Source organism: Treponema socranskii subsp. socranskii VPI DR56BR1116 = ATCC 35536, from assembly GCF_000468115.1.
GTDB classification, from domain to species: domain Bacteria; phylum Spirochaetota; class Spirochaetia; order Treponematales; family Treponemataceae; genus Treponema_D; species Treponema_D socranskii.
Window position 1 is genome coordinate 46,139 of sequence record NZ_AVQI01000020.1, and the last position, 18,620, is coordinate 64,758.

Below are 18,620 nucleotides of genomic sequence, written 5' to 3' on the forward strand. Positions count from 1 at the left end.
TATGACGATTCGAAACGCTCTGCAAAAAGATTTCGACGATATCCTGCGCATTTATGCGCGCGCCCGCGAGTACATGAAGCACAGCGGAAATCCGACGCAGTGGGGAGAAAACTTTCCGCCGGAGACGTTAATAAACGATGACATACGGGAAAAACGAAATTACGTCGTCGAAGCGGACGGCGGCATACACGGAGTGTTTGCATTTATCCTAGGCGACGATCCGACGTATGCGCGCATCGAAGGCGCGTGGAAAAGCGATGCATCCTACGGCACGATTCACCGCATCGCAAGCGACGGCGAAGTAAAAGGTATTTTTGCCGCAGCGATTGCGTTTTGCAAAACACGCAGTGCTCACCTCAGAATCGACACGCATGCCGACAACAAAACGATGCGTCACGCAATCGAAAAAGCGGGATTTAAAGAATGCGGCATCATCTATATAGAAGACGGCAGTCCCCGCATCGCATACGAACTTATGCCTGAGGAAGCGGGGCTTTGGTGAGCGTATGCAGATCGACGGTATGGAAAGCTGCTATCTCTTTTTTAAAGATATCGATTATATTCTGTTCCGTTGACGACAGCGTTTTCCCTTTTCGCCACGCTGCCGCATAGTGACGAAAGGCAGGCATATTTGCGATTCGATAGTAATGCCTCGATGTATCTTTTGCATGTTCCGAATAAAGGATATCGGGGATAAATCCAACCCCTATGCCGCTCGCGATCATGATATCGACGGTATCCCAGTCAAGCGTTTCATATACGACGTCCGGGGTAAATCCTATTTGTCTGCATATTCGATCCGTAAGCGATGTGATCTTTTGTATTTTTTTCAGCGATACGAACGGCATCTGTTTTATCTGTTCGATATCCAAATACGGCAACCCGTTTCCCGAAATCGGCGTAACGGACGGGATGCGGTTTTGCGGTAACGCGATCAATATTTCCTCGATACATAAGATTTGATAATCGAGGGCGCCGTTGCGCGGTTCAAGCGGCACAAAACAAATATCGAGATCACCGCTTTGCAATTTTTCTTCGAGGCGTATCGAAATATCTTCGACGATTTTATACTGTAGATTTGGAAACAATGCGGTAAAGTGCAGAAGCAATTTCGGCAGATAGTATTTACTGTAAAACGGCGATATGCCGATTTTCAGCGATATCGGTTCGGGGCGGGAAAGTGCGCCGATTTTATGTATCGTTTTGTTTTTTGCTGCGAGGATCGATTTACCGTCCGCATACAGTATTTCGCCTGCCGGAGTCAATTCGAGTTTTTTCGTATTTCGTTTGAACAATGCCGTCGCAAATTCCTTTTCAAGCTTTTTAATGCATTGACTGAGCGCCGGCTGGCTTATATGCAATATTTCTGCAACGGTAGAGTAGTTTTGATAATCCCAAATCGCCGTAAAATATTCAATATCTTTAAAATTCATATAATGATTCCATTGTCCATAATATTTATTTATAGTAGTATTAAAATTATGTATTTGACAAGGGTAAAACTTACACTTTATACTGATTATAACGCATAATCTATAAGTATAAATTATAATTACAAGGAGGGCCGTTTTACGGTATGAGCGTATGAAATTAAAGCGGATTATTACGATTGCGGCAGCGTTTTGTGCAAGTGCTGTTGTCTTTGGAATGGGTGAGCCGGATTCGGGTAGCGTAAAAAAAGACAAAACCTATCTTACGATGGCGGCGGTCGCATCGAGCTCGGGATTGTTTCCGTACGTCGTTTCAATCGGAAAAGTTATCAACACGTATTGTCCCGAATATTCGATTACCGTTTCGGAATCGGGCGGCAACGTCGATAACACAAAACGTCTTCGTGCGGGTGAAGTAAAAATTGCCAATTCGATTTCAAACACCGATTATGAAAGCTATACCGGTACCGGAAAAACGTTTAACGGTCAACCGTTTAAAGATTTCAGGATTCTTTGGTACTATGAACGATCGCCTATTCAAATTTGTGTCGCAAAGGATACGGGGATCACATCGATTTATGATTTGAATGGAAAAAGCTTTAATCCCGGAGGAACGGGGACTGCGGCGTCCGTCGTTATCCACGCTGCATTCGATGCGCTCGGAATTAAACCGAATTACTTTGAAGCGGGACAGGCGGATGCCGCCGACGCATATTCGAATCGTCAGATCGTCGGTGCAGTGAAAACGGGGCCAGCCCCTGACAGTTATGTCATGCAACTCAATGCGAATCGTCCGATTCGAATTCTTTCCATCTCCGACGCCGATATGAAAAAAATTCTGGCAGCTATCCCGAGCGTCAAAACCGCCGTTGTACCCGCAAATGCTTATGACGGCGTCGATTATGACGCGACCTGTATTTCAACATATCAGGGCATTCAAGTGCGTACGGGATTTTCTCAAGAAGACGGTTATCGTTTTTTTAAGGCGATGTGGGAAGACGGTAAGTCGATTTGGCAGACCGCATATCCGGTCGGCGCCCGCAACGACGTTCCCGAGATGACGCTTCTTGCCGCTTCGACACCGCTTCATCCGGGTACGGTGCAGTATCTTAAGGAAAAAGGATATACGGTGCCGCCTTCTCTGATTCCTCCCGAATATACCGAAAAGAAATAATCGTCATCGTTATACCGTACGATCTCACTGTGTCGTACGGTATTTTTATTATAGCAAAATGTCCCGAAGCGGAAGTTTTCGGACAGTCCCATAGTCTTTAAGGAAAATCATGAGAAAGCTAAATTTGTTTTGGATGCGCTTTGTCCGCATCGCATCTTTTGCCCTGATCGCATTTCAGCTGTTTACGACTGCCCGCGGCCCCTTTTCCGATATCATTCAAAGAAGCGTCCATCTTGCGTTTGTTCTGACGCTCTTGTTTATCATAAAACCCGCGACGAAAAAAGGAAAGGAAAACGAAAGCGGCACGGTTCCCTGGTACGACTGTATCTTCGCCGCCGTTTCATGCGCTTCCTGCATCTATTGTACGTTTATTGCCGACGCGATTCTGTACGACCCGCTGAAATGGGTAAGCGGTTTTGACATATTTGCTTCCGTCGCCCTCGTCGTATTGATCCTCGAAGCGAGCAGAAGAAGCGTCGGCTGGACGTTTCCGGTTCTCGGCGGTATCTTTCTCTGCTATGCATTTTTCGGCGAACTGTTCCCCGGTGTTTGGGGTCATCAGAATTTTTCGTTCAATTTGGTATTTCAAACGTTTTATCACAATACGCGCGGTATTTGGGGAACGATGCTCGGCTTATCGGCGACGATGCTTGCGATGTTCGGTATTTTCGGGGCGATTTTGTCGGAAACGGGCGGTGCGGAAACGTTTATTAAAATGGGACAGCGGCTTACCGGAAAATATACCGGCGGGCCGGGAAAAGTGGCAGTGTGTGCGAGTATGCTTTTCGGCATGATTTCCGGTTCTGCGATCGGCAACGTCGCTGCAACGGGTGTCTTTACGATACCATCGATGAAAAAAGCGGGATACTCGAATGAATGGGCTGCAACGATGGAAGCCGTTGCGTCGACGGGTGGTCAGCTCATGCCGCCGATTATGGGCGCTGCAGCGTTTATTATGTCGCAGTTGATCGGCGTGCCGTATCTTGCCATCGCGAAAGCCGCCTTTGTTCCCGCGCTCATTTATTTTATAAGTTGCTTTATCGCCGTTCATTTAAACTCTGCGAAAAATAATATTAAGGGAACAACCGATAAACCCTACATCGCTCTGATCGATTATGCTGTAATCCTCGTACCCCTTGCAGTGTTTCTGTATTTCCTTGTTATCGGATATACCGTACTCATGGGAGCCTTTTATGCGACGGTCGGTGCGTTTGTGATGTATATTTTAAAATTCAGTCTCGCATCGAAAAATTTTAAAAGCACCGTCGTCCAAACGGGAAAACTTTGTTTAAATACGACGCTCAACGGAACGAAAAGCATTATCGATATGTGCGGTATTCTTGCCGGTTCTCAAATCACCGTTTCGCTTATCAATTTGACCGGCTTCGGCGTAAAGCTGTCCGATATCATCGTTTCGCTCGGGCAGAGTAATGTTTTTTTATGTCTTATCTGTTCCATGTTCGTGTGCATTATCCTCGGCATGGGTTTGCCGACGACGGCGGCTTATGTACTCGGTGCCGCGGTTTTGGCTCCGCCGCTTGTCGCACTCGGGCTTGAGCCGCTCGTCGTGCACTTGTTTATTTTTTACTATGCATGTCTGTCCGCAATTACGCCGCCGGTATGCGTCGCCGTCTTTATGGCTGCCGGTCTTGCCAAAGCGAAATGGCTGCATGTGGGAGCTATCGCATGTATGATAGCCTTGCCGTCGTTTGTGATTCCGTTTACGTTTTGCTATAATCCCGCGTTGCTGCTGCAGGGAAATGCATTTGCCGTTTCCGTTGCGATTGTAACGGCGCTTTTGGGCGTCGGCTTGATGAGCATCTGTTTGACGGGATATATCGATAAACCGGTGCCGATGATATACCGCATCGTCTTTTTGATCGGCGGAATATTATTGCTCGTTCCGTATTATTTGGAAAGCGCCGTTGGCTTTATCCTTGCCGCCGCGGCGTTCGTCGTGTTTTCGATTTCGTCAAAAAAACGCGTACGCGCAAATATGCCGCAAGAAAATCGATAACGACGACGGTATGTTTCAGAGGCTTTCGAGTAACGCTTCCAAATCGATTTCGCCCGCAGCGCAGGGCACCGTAACGGCCCAGTTTTCGAGCACTTGCGGATTGACTTCGCCGAAAACACCGACTGCTTTGCCGCCTACGATAACGGATGCTTGACGGCCGACGATAAAGCGCGGATCGGAGCTTTCTTGTACTTCGTACGTGTGGTCGAGGAAATACAGGAGCGCTGCGACTTCGCTTGCCGCGTCGTTGAAGTTTGCATTTGCCGCCGCCGTCAAAAAGCCCAAGTGCGCTCGTGTGCGCGTGCCGGTATTTTCTTCGTCGCAGAGATAGGCGACTTTGCCGATTTCGAAAATTTTGTGCGGGAACTGCGCGTTTGCCGATTTGCTTTCCGCGCGGAGCAGCGAAGAGATTATCTCCGGTCTGATAAATTGATAATTTTCGCTCATCGGATTTGCGATTTCGATAACGCTCGATTCGTCGATGAGCATATTGTCGATGTAATCGCGGCGGCTTCCGACGTAGTTGAAAATCATCTCCTGATAGCCGAGTCCGACCATAAGCGTTTTTGCTTTACGGCTGAACTGCGTTATCGGTAAAAGCCTGCCGATCGTAAAATCGCTCGGGCTTTCCGGTTCGAACGAAGCGATATCCCGCCCGATCATGACGTCTTCGATCACATCGGCTTCGTGCAAAAAATCGTTGCGATAGGGCGGCGGAAAGAGCGTAAACTCCGCATCGTCTTTTCCGTCGATCGTCAATTTTTTTACCGTCGTTTCATCGCCCATGCGGTAGAGCGCGGCGCACACTTCGTCCGCAGTAAACGACGAGCCGAGCATTTTGTTGATATGCGAAAGATAGGCTTTTGTCGGAACTTGAAAATAATACGGACACACGACCGTTTTGCCGAATTTCGTTTCGTAAGGATAGTCGACGCGCATCGGAAGAATTTCGTAGCCGCTTTCAAAAAAATCGCACGCGACGATATTCGCCGCAAGCATAAGGCTTTCCATATCGTCGCCGGTCAGTTCGACCATTAAGCCCGTGTCTCCGACTTGTACCGCACCGAGCGTCGCACTGTTGATGATCGGCGCCATCGACATGATTTCGCCTTTGTCGTCGACGAGCAGCGGAAATTTTTTAAAGTCTTTTAAAATCCAACCGTATTCTTTTCCTTTCGGATGTTCGCTCAGGATTTGACGGCACGTCATGGGCTCTGCGCACTGCAGCGGCACAAAAGAGGTTGTGTCCGGATCGACGGCTTTATAATGCACGGGAAATGCGATATCGGAAATACGGTATACGCCCATCGAAATCGTCTTCCGCTTGCGTCCGAAATTCCACGCGAGTTTTTCCTGCGTTTGGATGATGTCTTTCAGCATCGCCTCGTCGATCGCTTTTCCGGAAATAACGAAGGCGACGATATACGGGCGGATATGCTGCAGTTCGGCGTCCACGGTGACGATGCGGTTGGCCGGATCTTTTATCGCATCGGGAGCCGACATGAATTTTTGATAATCCGCGTGTTTTGCGCCGTCGTGCAGGGCGATCTGCCGCGCGACGCCGACCGTCGACCACAGATCGGGACGATTCGTGTCGTTGAGTTCGATTTTAATAACGCGCTCATCTTCAGGCTTGGACGCGTCGGGTTTTTCATCGAGTTCGGCTTTTGCGCACGGCAATTTTGTTTCAAGTGTATCGTAATCGTATTTTTTTCCGAGCAAAGCGAAAAAATTTTTTTCGTTGACTTCGATTTTTGGCATCTCTATCCTCGCAAGTATTGTAACTATTATAAAGCATCATATCGATTTATTCAATTCGCCTTGACCAAGTATAAAAAATAATGATATATTTGATTACTTATTTCGATATCTTATGACCTCGATAGCGATATCGCGGTTGATTATATAAGGAGCATGTTCTATGTTACGGACATATCAGCCCAGCAAAGTTAAACGCAACAGAAAATTCGGATTCAGAGCGCGCATGGCAACAAAGGGCGGCCGCAAAGTTCTCGCCCGCCGCCGCGCAAAAGGACGCAAAAAGCTGTCGGTCGCAGACGAAAAAAAGAAGTATTGATTTTTAGGGACGGAAGCTGCCGATGGAAGCCGCTTTGAGAAAGAAGAGCGGATTTAAACGTTCAGAACGTATAAAAAAATCCGCCGCTTTTAAAGCGCTTTTTAACAACGGAAAGCGAACGGGTATTCCGGGCGCAAAGCTGTTTTATGCAAAAAACGGATTGCGCGTAAATCGCGTCGGATTTCCTCTGTCCCGCGGATACGGTAACGCGGTGCAGAGAAACTTGTCGAAAAGATACAGCCGTGAAGTCTATCGTTTATTAAAAGCACAGTTGAATGTCGGATACGATATGCTCTTTTTATTGTATCCCGGGCGGGATTCGTTCGACGCCCGATGTGCGCAATTTCGATTATTGTGTAAAAAAGCGGGATTGATTGCGGAATGAAACAATTCCTTACGAGAATTTTCTGTCTTTGTATCCGTGCCTATCAAATCTGTATTTCTCCGTTGTTTCCGTCGTGCTGCAGGTACACGCCGACGTGTTCGCAGTATGCGATCGAAGCGATTAAAAAATACGGGCCGAGCAAAGGGCTTTTTTTTGCAATAAAGAGAATCGTTCGCTGTCATCCGTTTCATGCCGGCGGATACGACCCCGTTCCGTGAAATAATAATTTTAAATGCCGTGCCGATGTGTGCACGCTTTTTTACTGTTTTAACAACGATGAAAGTGATGGAGATTTATTATGGATAAAAATACTGTTTGGGCGATCGCGTTGTCGACGGTCGTGATCGGTACCTTTATGGTTTTGCAGGCTACCGTATTTGCGCCGCAGCGACAAAACGTTTCGGCAAACACGGAAGGGCCGGCAGCAATTTCTACGGAGGCTCTTCCGGGAAATTCGCAAGACGCGGCGCCCGTGCTTATCGCTTCTTCCGATACCGAAGAAGCCGTTTCCGAGCAGAGTCTTACGATCGTAACGGATAAAATCAAAGCGGCCTTTACGAACAGGGGCGGCGATATCATCGGCTATGAATTGCTGAATCACGTCGATACCGATACGAACAAAGGCGTTGAAATGGCGGACAATATTTCCGCTTTTAACCGCGCGTGCGCCGTTTCATTCGGCGATGCGAACGGCGCGATGATAAACGATCTGTTCAGCGTCGAACAGCCGGATGCGAATACCGTACTTTTTACGAAGCGCTATAACGGCTATACGTTCGGCAAGCGCTATACGTTTATCCCCGGCGAATACATGTTCAAACTTGAAGTTTTAATGCACAGCGACGAGGGTACCGTTTCACTCAACACGAACAACGCCGCTTACACGATCCGCACGGCGCCGCAAGTCGGGCCGCACTATAACCCGCGCATGAACCGCTACGATTCGCGCATGTTTATCACGTTCGACGGCAACAAAAAAAAATACGTACAAGTCGGTACGAAACAGTTTAAACCGTATAAACGCGATTACGTATGGGCAGGCATCGCCGGAAAATATTTCGAAGAACTTTTCATTCCCGAAAAACCGGAGACGATGACGGGCGAAGCGTATTATTCTTCGCGCACGGAAGTCGGCGACTATGCGAACGCGCAAGCTTTTTTTACGCGCAAGCCTTTTTCCGGCACCGATATGGCCGACACGTATTACGTTTACTTCGGGCCGCGCAACGAAACCGATTTGCGCCTCTACAATACGGCGCAGGCGAACGGCTGGCAGCTTGAAAATGTAAAACTCGACGAATCGCTGCAGGGCTACGGCTGGCTCGGCTGGCTTGAAAAGATCCTCAAATGGGTTCTCGAAATGCTGTACAAAGTCGTTCACAACTGGGGCGTCGCGATCATCATCATGACGATTTTATTAAAACTTGCGATGTTCCCGCTGACAAGACAGCAATCGCTCGGCACGCTCAAAATGCAGGCGCTCCAGCCGAAGATAACGGAGCTGCAGACGAAGTACAAAGACAATCCTCAAAAATTACAAGCGGAAACGGCAAAACTTTACAAAGACAACGGCTACAATCCGATGAGCGGCTGCCTTCCGATGCTCTTCCAATTTTTAATAATTTTTGCGATGTACGATCTGTTTAACAATTATTTCGAATTCCGCGGTGCGTCGTTTATTCCCGGATGGATTCCCGATCTTTCGACCGGCGACAGCGTATATGCGTTCAAACGCGACATACCGTTTATCGGTTCGTTTTTGGGCAATTCGATCCGTATTCTTCCGATCATCTATCTCGCATCCCAGCTTTTGTACGGTAAAATCACGATGGTCGGCGGCACTGCGGCCGGAGCCGGTTCGAGTGCAGGACAGATGAAATTTATGATGTACGGTATGCCCCTCATTTTCTTTTTCCTGTTCTACAATGCGCCGTCCGGACTGCTTTTGTATTGGACGGTGAGCAATATCATCCAGATGGGGCAGCAGCTCATAATCAACAAATTCATGCGGCAAAAAAAAGCGGAAATCGCCGCGCAAGCCGGACAATTTAAAATTGTTAAAAAAGGTAAAAAACGCTGAGCCGTATTTTATTAATCGGCTGATCGGCGGCTTTCGAAAATTGTACTTTCGGAAGTTTTAACCGCCGTTCGGAAAAAGCAAGAGGTACGTTATGATATACGAGTATGAAGGAAAAACCGAAAAGGAAGCGATCGAAAAAGCCGCGAGCGAACTCGGTCTCGAACGCGATCAGTTCGACGTGGAGATCCTTGAAACGCAAAAAAATTCGCTGTTCAAAAAAGGCTATGTAAAGATCCGCGTCAATCCGGTCGATTCTCCCGATGCGTCGCACGCGGGGAACGACAACAGAATGTATGAAACGCCTGCGAGAATCGTCGCCGATCCGCTGCCGCAGGATGAGTTCGAAAAAAAGCTGCTTGAGTTCGTCGACACGATCATCGAAAAGATGGGCTACGACGTAAAAACGGAAATCGTATTTCGCGAAGCGAAGAAAATCGGCATAAAGATGAATTCGCAGAATTCGTCGATCCTTATCGGACGGAAAGGAAAAAACCTCGATGCGCTCCAGCTTTTGGCAAATATCTACGCTGGCCGGCTCGGCCACGAAGACGTGCGCATCATCCTCGATTCGGAAAATTACCGCATCCGCCGCGAAGAATCGCTTGTGCGCCTTGCGTACACGACTGCGGACAAAGTGCATCAGACGCACAATTCGATTTTACTCGAACCGATGAATCCGTTCGAACGCCGCCTCATTCACACGACGCTCAACGACATCCCCGATATCGACACGAAATCGGAAGGCGACGGTCTGTACAAGCAAGTGCGCGTTCTCTATAAGGGCGTTCGCTGACGTATCCCGCCGCGTGCGGCGCGATCGAAGCGGTTTGAAATTTTATTAATTTTTGATAAGGTAAAAATGCCTATGCGTAAATTGTTATTATCGTTTGCAATGTGCTGTGTCACGATCATGTACGGAGGATGCAATCCTATGGAAAAAAGCATAAAATCGATTCAAGGGAAAGACGGAGTATTCGCCGTCATGGAAACATCCCGCGGAAATATCGTGCTCGAGCTGTATTACAAAGATACGCCGCTTACCGTCGTGAATTTCGTCGGGCTTGCCGAAGGTACGCTCGATGCGGCGAAAGGCAAACCCTTTTACGACGGACTCACGTTTCACCGTGTCATCAGCAAGGGAAACGGCGATGATCAGGATTTTATGATTCAAGGCGGCGACCCGCGGGGCAACGGCACCGGCGGCCCGGGCTATTCGTTTCCCGATGAAATCGTCGACAAATACGCCTTTACTTCGGGCGGCCTCCTCGCCATGGCGAATTCCGGAGCGAATACGAACGGCAGTCAATTTTTTATCACGATCGTTCCGACGCCGTGGCTTACCGGCAAGCACACGATTTTCGGCAAAGTGCTTGAAGGACAGGACATCGTCAATAAGACAAAACAGGGCGACGCGATCAAAAAAATTACGATTGTGCGGAACGGCGAAGAGGCGAAAAAGTTTACCGCATCGCAAAGCGATTTTAATAAATTATCCGCCGACGCGCTGAAAGCGGCCGCCGCTCGAAAAGAAGCCGCGTTCGCCGATCAAATCAAAACGATCGAAAAGAATTTTGCGAATTTCGAAAAAAACGCCGACGGCATTTATTATAAAATAAAGAAAGCCGGCAGCGGCGAAAAAACGGGAAAGGGCAAAAAAGTTTCCGTCGATTACAAAGGCTACCTCATAGACGGCCGCGTATTCGATTCGTCGGAAGGCAGGGCGCCGCTGTCCTTTACGACCGCCGCGGGACAGATGATTCCCGGTTTCGACGCGATGGTACAGGATATGAAAAAAGGCGAAAGCCGCACGATCGTCATCCCGCCCGATTTGGCGTACGGCGAGCGCGGTTACCCCGGCGTCATTCCCGAAAATGCGTATATCGCATTCGATATTACGCTGCAGTAAAGGTAAATAAAATTTGTTAATTATTAAAACGTCGTGTTTTCAAGCGCGGCGTTTTTTTATCGCCTTGTAAAAAAACGAAACTCGTTTCGATTGTTATTCGGCACTTGCCCTCTACTGCAGTTTCAGCCGGTACAGTTTCGAGCCTCGGGCGGGCGTCCATTTTTCTTTGCGCTTTTTAGGCAGCGTTGCGATATCGTCCGGCACAAAGCCCAAATTTTCAAACCAATCGGCCGCCTGTGTCGTGAGGATGAATACGCTTTCCGAGCGTTCCCGCTTTGCCTTTTTTAATAAAAATTCGATGAGCTTCGGTCCGACACCGATATTCGCGCAGGATTCGTCCACCGCGACTGCTGCGATTTCCGCCTGATGCGCGTCGTAAAAATGCAGCGCGGCGCATGCGCGTATGCCGCCGTCGAGTTCGTAGACGATATAATCGTCCGCGTTTTCGAGCAGTTCGGCATCGCTTCTCGGCAAAAGTTTTCCGGACGCGACGAAGGGGCGCATAAGCGAAAGAACTGCCGGAATGTCTTCGGTTTGCATAGCGCGTATGCCGCCGTAGTTTTCCGAATAGACCATCGTACCGCTTCCGAGTCCTGAAAAAATTTCGCAGGGCAGCACGCCGTCGAGCGCACCGTTTACGATATGAGTTCTTGCGACGCCCGATGCACACGCGCTCTTTGCCAAGAGCAGGAGCGAAACGATTTTTCCGTTTTCCGAATTCGCGTTCGCGTCGATAAAAGAATCGAGTTCGCCGAGATTGAGCGCGGGGATTTCGCCCGTTTCCGACACGGCGATTCCGGGCGGTACGGTAAAATGCGATGCGTTTATATCGTCGCCGCTTGTGACGAAAAACAATTTATCGGCTTGCAGCTGTACGGCGACTTCTTTTGCGAGCGCCGGAGAAGAGATGTTGTACGGCTTTCCCGTTCGGCTCCAGCCGATGCACGGAAAAATCGGAACGAAGCCGTCGGCAAGCACCGTGCGGATCGCGTCGGTTTCGAGCTTGTCGATTTCGCCCGCGTCCCCGTAATCTTTGCCGTCGAGCACGCCGATCGCGCGCGAGCGTACCCAGTTTCCGATCACGGCGGAAATGCGGTTCGCGGCGAGAGAAGTCATCACCGTATTCGAAACGTCGAACGCCGCCATTTTTATGAGAGGCATCGCTTCATGCGTCGTAACGCGCACGCCGTTTTGCATCGTCCATGAAATATGCGATGCCGACAACACTTCGTCGATGCGCTCGCGCGAGCCCGGCACGATGAGTACGTGCAGTCCCGCTTTTTTGATAAGCGCTATGTCGCGGATGTGGCTTGAAAAAAGCGGCGAGTCGATGTCGTCGAGATAGATGACGACGACGGCGTTTTTAAATCGGTCGACGTACCGAATGACGTCGCGGATGCGCTGTGCTTTTTCGATTCGTATATTGTCCGCCATAAGGCTATTATAGCGCGCGGACGCGGCCGGTGGCAATGTCGAAAAGCGGATGGCGGCAGTACCGGCGATCTGTTTTAAATTTAATAATTCGGGCGTTGCGGCGGGCAAGCCCGCCGCCGCTCTGTACGGGACTCCGCTTTCGCTTCGGTACAAACGTGCGGAAATTGCCGCACGTTTGCGTACAGACGACGCGGTTTTGAAAAACCGCGTCGTCTTCCCTCCCGCCGCTAACGCGGAAATATTTTGAAACCGTCAAAAACCCGCTCGGCTTTTCAACGGCGTTCATTTGTATTTCGCTCCGCTATTCAGTAAACGCGCGTTATCGGCTATACTCGCCTCATGACGATTTTTGCACTGTATCCCGTATATTTCGAAAGCCGCGGAGCGCGGTGATGCTTCGATCGCAATTTAAAGCCTTTGTCGAATTCCGCGACGAATTCCGCTCTCGCGTTGCCGAGTGGTCGAAGTACGCTTCGGCGCTCGAAACGCTGCAAAAAACCGCCGCGCAAAAGGATACGCCGGATTATCCTATTGAAACGACGGTCGTGTACAACCGCGCACTCGACGACGTTTCCGCTCAAGATGAAATCAAATTGATCGTCATCGGCGACAATCCGGGCAAAGACGAACAGCTTTCGATAAACAATCGTTACCTCGTCGGACAGAGCGGAAAAATCGCCGACGGTTTTTTTCGGCGCAATCCCGAACTGCAAACCGATTTCAGAAAAAACGTCGTCATCCTGAATAAAACGCCGGTGCATACTGCAAAGACGCACCATTTGCGCTCTCTGCAAAAAGCAAATCCTGAAATCGCAAAGCTCATCGAAATAAGTCAGCTGTGGATGGCCGAACATACGGCAAAGCTGCATCGCGCACTTTGGGAAAACGGTGCAAGCGGAAAACGGGGAACAAGCGGCGGCTTCGTCCCGACCGGCGTAAATGATGGAGAGCGCGGTCTGCTCGATACGGTCGGCACAAAAATCGGCGAGTGTTTTGATCCTCCTCAGCTGTGGCTTGTAGGTTATGCAGAGTTGAAAGAGAAGGGTATATTTGCGCCGTATCGCGACGCACTGAAAGCCGCCTATGCCGGAAGCGATGCGTGGAAAAGCGTTTTCGTCTATCAGCATTTTTCGATGAACCGCTTTCTCATCGATTTGAAAGCCTATCAAAAAAATTGCGCGGCAGACGGAGGAGGTGAAGCCGTGTCCGGAGGAGATAAAACCGCGTACAACGGCACGGTGAACGGCGGTGAAAACGCATCTCTTGCGCGCGATCTCGAAAAGCTCGGCGAATACCACAGAAAAGAAATTTTCGGCGAATGAGTATCGAATCGAAAATAAAGTCTGTTAAAATTTGTTAATTTTATTTTTTATTAATATCAAAATATTTCAACCCGTTTTTATATCATAACTTTATGTAAAAACGGCAAAATAAAAAACTTGACAGCTGAAAAATCTGCCTCTATAATTTACTTATACTTATTAAGTTTTCAAGCTTTTCGGATCTGCAGATGGAATTGATTGCGCACAGAGGCGTCCCCGATCTTCGCCCGGAAAACACAGCGAGCTCTTTTATTTTGGCAGTGGAATCCGGTGCCGACCAAATCGAATGCGATATACAGCGGACAAAAGACGGAGAATACGTCATTTTCCACGATTTTACCGTAGACCGCACGACTGACGGTACGGGCAAAGTGCGGGATAAAACACTTAAAGAACTGAAAGCGCTGTCCGCTCACAATAACATGGAGCGCTATCTCGGAGAGCGGATTTTAACTTTGGACGAATTTTTACACCTTGTGCCTGAAAATCTGATGCTGAATTTGGATGTAAAGCGCGACGTCAAAGAAGAAGAGCCCTGGGAGACGGATTTGCTGCGTTTCGTGCTTGAAAGGCGAAGTACGGATGCGTTTATTTTAGCTTCATTAAATCATATTGTTTTGGAACATATCGCAAAAGAAAATCGCGGCGTAAAGCTCGGTCTCGCATTGGACGGCGAATTGCTGGAATTAAAAACCTATTTGAAAAATCTTCCGTTCCGTATTTACAGTTATCATCCGGCTGCGGAATACGTAAATAAAAGCGGTGTGGAATTTTTACATTCTTTGGGCATAAAGGTATATCCGTGGATTATCGACGACAAGGATACCTTTTTCGATATGTCGGAATGCAAAGTCGACGGCATTATAACCAACAGGCTTTGTTTTTTGAAAGATTAATTACCAATCGCAAGAGGAGTGAAAGATGAAACAAAGGATCAAACGAACGGCATGGTTTTCGACGTTGATTGCAGTATTGTTTTTAGCGTTCGGATGCAGCAAAAAAAATGCGGGCGGACAGGGAGCGGCAAAGCACGTATTTAAGCTCAGCAACGTATTTACGAACGAACAGCCTTTGAACGTTACGTTGCGCGAAGTTGCCGACAATATCAACAAAAGAACGAACGGTGCGATCGAAATTCAGATTTATCCGAACGGTGAAATTGCGACGTATAAAGACGGCATCGAGCAAGTGCGTGCGGGTGCCTATTTTATTTCCAACGAAGATCCGAGCTATATGGCGGACTATGTACCGGATTACAACGCGCTTGTCGGGCCGATGCTCTACAACAACATGGAAGAGTATACGGCGATATGCCACAGCGACTTTGCAAACGATTTAAATAAAAAAGCCGAAGAAAACGGGATGAAAGTGCTGGCATTGGATTACGGGTTCGGTTTCCGCCATATCTGCGCGAACAAACCCGTGCGCAATCCGAAAGAATTGAGCGGTATGAAGCTGCGCGTGCCGAAATCGAATTTGTGGATCGAAACGCTGAGCGCGATGGGTGCGAACCCCATACCGATGGCGTGGTCGGAAGTATATTCTGCCGTACAACAGAGCGTCGTCGTCGGACTTGAAACGTCCATCAGCGATATCGCGGACAATCAGATGGGCGCCATTATCAAAGATATTTCGTTGACCGGGCACTTTTGCGGAACGACATGCTGCGTTATGTCGAAGAAAATTTGGGACAGTCTTACGCCGGAACAACAAAAAATCATGGAAGAGGAATTCCTTGAAGGTGCAAAACGGAACAACGAACGCGTAGCGTTGCAGGAAATCAAAGACAGAGAAAATCTCGGAAAAGAAGGAGTAAAGTTCCACGAAGTCGAAAAAGACGAGTTCCGTGTATTGACAAAAAAAGTGTTTGAAAACAATAAAAATCTTACGCCCGGCGTATACGATACGATTCAAGCCGAGTTGGCAAAAATTCGCAATAAGTAAAAATTAATAATACGGGTCAAGGCGGATCGGCTCAGCGGCATTTCGTCTTTACCCGTATTAATAAGGAAATGAACATGAACAGAAAATCCGTGCTCGGTAATTTGGATTATATTATCGCAGCCGTTGCGCTTTTCGGCATCGTTTTCTTCGTTATCATCAACGTCTTTTGCCGATATATTTTGGGTTTTATTTTTAATTGGATGGAAGAGCTTGCGACGATTATGTTCGTGTGGTGTACCTATATGGGCATCGCAGCCGCATATAGAACGCACGATCACGTAGGCATAAACATAATCGTAAATCTGCTGCCGGCAAAATTGCAGTTTGTCATCGAATTTTTAATCGACCTTTTCGTATTGGCGCTCGATAGTATTATTTTCATACTCAGCATCAGACTCTGTATCAGTTCATGGGGTAAAATAACTCCGATAATCGGATTGTCGTACACTTTTGTCAACGCGTCGATCAGTATCGGATTTTTGCTTTTGATCGTTTATACGGCGCTGCGCTTATTCGAAAAAATAAAACGGATAAAGCACGCGTTTTTTTCAAAAAAATAGGCAGGAAAAAATATGAATTTAATACCGCTGTTGATCGTGTTTATTTTATTTATGCTCAATGTACCGATCGGTTTTGCACTTATCGGCGGATCCATGACCTATTTTTTATTTATGTCGAACAATATGCCGCCGCAATTCGTATTGCAGAATTTCATATCGGGAATCGAATCTTTTCCGCTGCTTGCCATACCGTTTTTTATCTTTGCGGGCGTGATTATGAATTATTCGGGCATCAGCAAGCGCTTGATGCATTTCGCCGATCTCTTGGTCGGACATCTTCCCGGCGGACTCGGACAGGTAAACGTCGTATTGTCCGCGCTGATGGGCGGAATCTCGGGCTCCGCAAACGCCGACGCCGCCATGCAGTGCAAAATTTTGGTTCCCGAAATGGAAAAGCGCGGTTTTCCGATGCCCTTTTCCGCTTCGATTACCGCGACCAGTTCCATCATACCGACGATTATTCCGCCGGGCATTATGCTTATTTTGTATTCGATGGTTGCCCGCGTCAGCGTGGGTAAAATTTTTATGGCGGGATATCTTCCCGGTTTGGTTATCACCGCCTGTCTCATGCTCTCCGTCCATATCGAATCGATAAAACACAATTACGGACGGACGCGGGAAAAGATGGCGAGCGGTAAAGAAATCGTGCGGGGCGCGGGAGCTGCCGTCCTTGCCCTCATTTTGCCTTTAGTCATCATCATGGGATTGCGGCAGGGCGTTTTTACTCCGACGGAAGGAGGCGCCATCGCATGTTTTTACTGCACGCTCGTAGGGATGCTGGCTTATCGCGAACTGCACATCAAAGACTTTATTCCGATTTTACGGGAAACCGTCAATTCCACCGCGCAGGTGATGTTTATCATCGTCGGTGCGAATCTCTTTGGAATGTATTTAAGTTATGAACGCATTCCGCACATGATCGCGCAGGCGGTGTTGAGTATTTCCGCCAACAAATACGTATTTTTGATACTCATCAATATCTTTTTATTCATCGTCGGAATGTTTGTCGAAGGCGGCCCCGCCATCATCATCATTGCACCGCTTTTGGTTCCGATATTGAATACGCTCAAAATCGATCTCGTTCACTTCGGCATCGTCATGACGTTGAATATGGCGATCGGAGGATTGACGCCGCCCTTCGGTTCGATGATTTTCGTCGTATCGTCGCTGCTCAAAGTGTCGATATGGGATTTTTTGAAAGCGAATACGCCCTTTCTTTTGGCAAGCATCGCCGCACTTTTAATCATCACGTATATACCCGCCATATCGCTGTGGCTGCCGACGCTCTTGGGTATGTAGTTGTGCGTGCACTCTGCCCGGCATTCGAAACGCCCTGCTCATTTTGACAAAGGCCGCCGATTACGTGTATAATGGTTAGAAATTTAATTGATAAAAAGCGATCTTAACGATTTGATGATTATTACGGGGGTTGTATGAAAAAGATGTTCGCCGCACTGGCTGCAGCTGTCATGTGCGTTTCTGCGTTTGCGTTCGATGTCACGGAATATCTTCCGCTCAAAGGTACGGTAAAAAATTATACGCGTACCGATTACGGTATTACGTCGAAATTCGGCGAGTATTTTCGTACGCCGGAGATGAAAATCGTCCGTGTATTCGACAGAGCGGGACGGGAAATCGAATCGTCTGAGATGACGGGACGCGGAACCCTCGTCAATAAAATCAAAAACACGTACGACGCGTCGGGAAAACTTACTGCGCAGGACGGCTATAATGCGGACAATGCGCTCATTTGGAAAAGTGCCGTCACGTATGGTGCGGCGGGAAATAAAGTCGACGAATCCGAATACGGAAAAGACGGCGGTTTAAAAAATAAAACGATGTACACGTATACTGGCAGCCTCCTCACCGATGAATCGTACTACGGCGCAGGCGGCGAGCTCGTGTGGAAAATCGTATATGCGTACGACGATGCAGGCAGGCTTTCGGTCGAAAATCATTATTATGCGGACGGTTCGCTCGACGAAGAGATCGACTACGCGTATACGGACGGCGGCAAAATCGACGCGATTACGTTTATCGACGGGACGGGCGCGGTACAAAAGCGCAGTTACTTCCGCTACGGCAGCGACGGCGTGCTCAACGAAATCACGACGAGCGACGCCGAAGGAAAAACGATCGCCCGTGAAATTTACAAATACGACACCGCCGGCAATATCGCACGGATTTCTTCGTATGCAGTCGCAAAAAAATTCGGCACGACGGTTACCGAACTCGTCGGTATGTCGGAACTGACGTACGAGTATTGACGATAAAGCGCCGCATCCGTAAAC

Annotated in this window: 19 protein-coding genes; 15 read left to right on the forward strand and 4 right to left on the reverse strand. The window is 48.3% G+C overall.

Annotation, left to right across the window (positions count from 1 at the left end; all coding sequences use genetic code 11):
- Window position 1: 1 nt before the first annotated feature.
- Window positions 2-502: a GNAT family N-acetyltransferase gene (locus tag HMPREF0860_RS03065; RefSeq protein WP_021329664.1), complete on the forward strand. Its 501-nt coding sequence runs from the start codon at window positions 2-4 to the stop codon at window positions 500-502.
- Here HMPREF0860_RS03065 and HMPREF0860_RS03070 read toward each other — a convergent pair.
- Complete coding sequence (locus HMPREF0860_RS03070) at window positions 474-1,433, reverse strand: LysR family transcriptional regulator (protein WP_021329718.1); 960 nt, start codon at window positions 1,431-1,433, stop codon at window positions 474-476. The two genes, HMPREF0860_RS03065 and HMPREF0860_RS03070, sit on opposite strands and share 29 nt — an antisense overlap.
- A gap of 151 nt (window positions 1,434-1,584) precedes the next feature.
- On the opposite strand from HMPREF0860_RS03070, the gene HMPREF0860_RS03075 reads away from it, so the two are divergent.
- Together HMPREF0860_RS03075 and HMPREF0860_RS03080 are read left to right on the forward strand one after the other, a co-directional pair.
- Window positions 1,585-2,604, forward strand: a complete 1,020-nt coding sequence (locus tag HMPREF0860_RS03075; protein WP_021329638.1) for a TAXI family TRAP transporter solute-binding subunit — start codon at window positions 1,585-1,587, stop codon at window positions 2,602-2,604.
- Window positions 2,605-2,713: 109 nt separating this feature from the next.
- The gene (locus HMPREF0860_RS03080) at window positions 2,714-4,621 is read left to right on the forward strand and encodes a TRAP transporter permease (RefSeq protein WP_038080520.1); all 1,908 of its coding nucleotides are present in this window, start codon (window positions 2,714-2,716) and stop codon (window positions 4,619-4,621) included.
- A gap of 15 nt (window positions 4,622-4,636) precedes the next feature.
- On the opposite strand, the gene pheT is transcribed toward HMPREF0860_RS03080, so the two are convergent.
- Window positions 4,637-6,382 carry a phenylalanine--tRNA ligase subunit beta gene (gene pheT / locus HMPREF0860_RS03085; RefSeq protein ID WP_021329630.1) on the reverse strand — a complete coding sequence of 582 codons (1,746 nt, stop codon included), beginning with the start codon at window positions 6,380-6,382 and terminating at the stop codon, window positions 4,637-4,639.
- 160 nt (window positions 6,383-6,542) lie between these two features.
- Here pheT and rpmH point away from each other — a divergent pair, with 160 nt between their 5' ends.
- The 6 genes from rpmH to HMPREF0860_RS03115 all read left to right on the forward strand — a co-directional run bounded on the left by rpmH (window position 6,543) and on the right by HMPREF0860_RS03115 (window position 11,069).
- Window positions 6,543-6,698, forward strand: coding sequence for a 50S ribosomal protein L34 (rpmH, locus tag HMPREF0860_RS03090; RefSeq protein ID WP_016521223.1), 156 nt, complete (start codon window positions 6,543-6,545; stop codon window positions 6,696-6,698).
- A gap of 22 nt (window positions 6,699-6,720) precedes the next feature.
- On the forward strand, window positions 6,721-7,083 hold the full coding sequence (gene rnpA, locus HMPREF0860_RS03095; protein ID WP_021495488.1) for a ribonuclease P protein component: 363 nt from the start codon (window positions 6,721-6,723) through the stop codon (window positions 7,081-7,083).
- Window positions 7,080-7,301 carry a membrane protein insertion efficiency factor YidD gene (yidD, locus tag HMPREF0860_RS03100; RefSeq protein ID WP_021329642.1) on the forward strand — a complete coding sequence of 74 codons (222 nt, stop codon included), beginning with the start codon at window positions 7,080-7,082 and terminating at the stop codon, window positions 7,299-7,301. The genes rnpA and yidD overlap by 4 nt, the downstream gene beginning before the upstream one ends.
- Window positions 7,302-7,381: 80 nt before the next feature.
- Window positions 7,382-9,163, forward strand: coding sequence for a membrane protein insertase YidC (yidC, locus tag HMPREF0860_RS03105; protein ID WP_021329624.1), 1,782 nt, complete (start codon window positions 7,382-7,384; stop codon window positions 9,161-9,163).
- Window positions 9,164-9,254: 91 nt separating this feature from the next.
- On the forward strand, window positions 9,255-9,956 hold the full coding sequence (gene jag, locus HMPREF0860_RS03110; protein ID WP_021495493.1) for an RNA-binding cell elongation regulator Jag/EloR: 702 nt from the start codon (window positions 9,255-9,257) through the stop codon (window positions 9,954-9,956).
- 138 nt (window positions 9,957-10,094) lie between these two features.
- Window positions 10,095-11,069, forward strand: a complete 975-nt coding sequence (locus tag HMPREF0860_RS03115) for a peptidylprolyl isomerase (RefSeq protein WP_021329699.1) — start codon at window positions 10,095-10,097, stop codon at window positions 11,067-11,069.
- Between the two features lie 111 nt (window positions 11,070-11,180).
- On the opposite strand, the gene argA is transcribed toward HMPREF0860_RS03115, so the two are convergent.
- On the reverse strand, window positions 11,181-12,503 hold the full coding sequence (gene argA, locus HMPREF0860_RS03120) for an amino-acid N-acetyltransferase (RefSeq protein ID WP_021329682.1): 1,323 nt from the start codon (window positions 12,501-12,503) through the stop codon (window positions 11,181-11,183).
- 7 nt (window positions 12,504-12,510) lie between these two features.
- Window positions 12,511-12,789 (reverse strand): hypothetical protein, encoded by a 279-nt coding sequence (locus HMPREF0860_RS13955; protein WP_021329688.1) that lies wholly within the window; start codon window positions 12,787-12,789, stop codon window positions 12,511-12,513.
- A gap of 106 nt (window positions 12,790-12,895) precedes the next feature.
- Between HMPREF0860_RS13955 and HMPREF0860_RS03130 the strand changes: the two genes are divergently transcribed.
- The 6 genes from HMPREF0860_RS03130 to HMPREF0860_RS03155 all read left to right on the forward strand — a co-directional run bounded on the left by HMPREF0860_RS03130 (window position 12,896) and on the right by HMPREF0860_RS03155 (window position 18,596).
- Window positions 12,896-13,825 (forward strand): hypothetical protein, encoded by a 930-nt coding sequence (locus HMPREF0860_RS03130; RefSeq protein ID WP_021329626.1) that lies wholly within the window; start codon window positions 12,896-12,898, stop codon window positions 13,823-13,825.
- A gap of 188 nt (window positions 13,826-14,013) precedes the next feature.
- The gene (locus HMPREF0860_RS03135; protein ID WP_021329714.1) at window positions 14,014-14,721 is read left to right on the forward strand and encodes a glycerophosphodiester phosphodiesterase; all 708 of its coding nucleotides are present in this window, start codon (window positions 14,014-14,016) and stop codon (window positions 14,719-14,721) included.
- A 25-nt stretch (window positions 14,722-14,746) separates the two neighbouring features.
- Window positions 14,747-15,769 carry a C4-dicarboxylate TRAP transporter substrate-binding protein gene (locus tag HMPREF0860_RS03140; RefSeq protein WP_021329672.1) on the forward strand — a complete coding sequence of 341 codons (1,023 nt, stop codon included), beginning with the start codon at window positions 14,747-14,749 and terminating at the stop codon, window positions 15,767-15,769.
- Between the two features lie 74 nt (window positions 15,770-15,843).
- A complete protein-coding gene (locus HMPREF0860_RS03145; RefSeq protein ID WP_021329743.1) occupies window positions 15,844-16,329 on the forward strand; it encodes a TRAP transporter small permease in 486 nt (161 codons plus the stop codon).
- A 12-nt stretch (window positions 16,330-16,341) separates the two neighbouring features.
- Window positions 16,342-17,628, forward strand: coding sequence for a TRAP transporter large permease (locus HMPREF0860_RS03150; RefSeq protein WP_021329693.1), 1,287 nt, complete (start codon window positions 16,342-16,344; stop codon window positions 17,626-17,628).
- Window positions 17,629-17,762: 134 nt separating this feature from the next.
- Window positions 17,763-18,596, forward strand: coding sequence for a hypothetical protein (locus tag HMPREF0860_RS03155; protein ID WP_021329634.1), 834 nt, complete (start codon window positions 17,763-17,765; stop codon window positions 18,594-18,596).
- The last annotated feature ends 24 nt before the right edge of the window (window positions 18,597-18,620 follow it).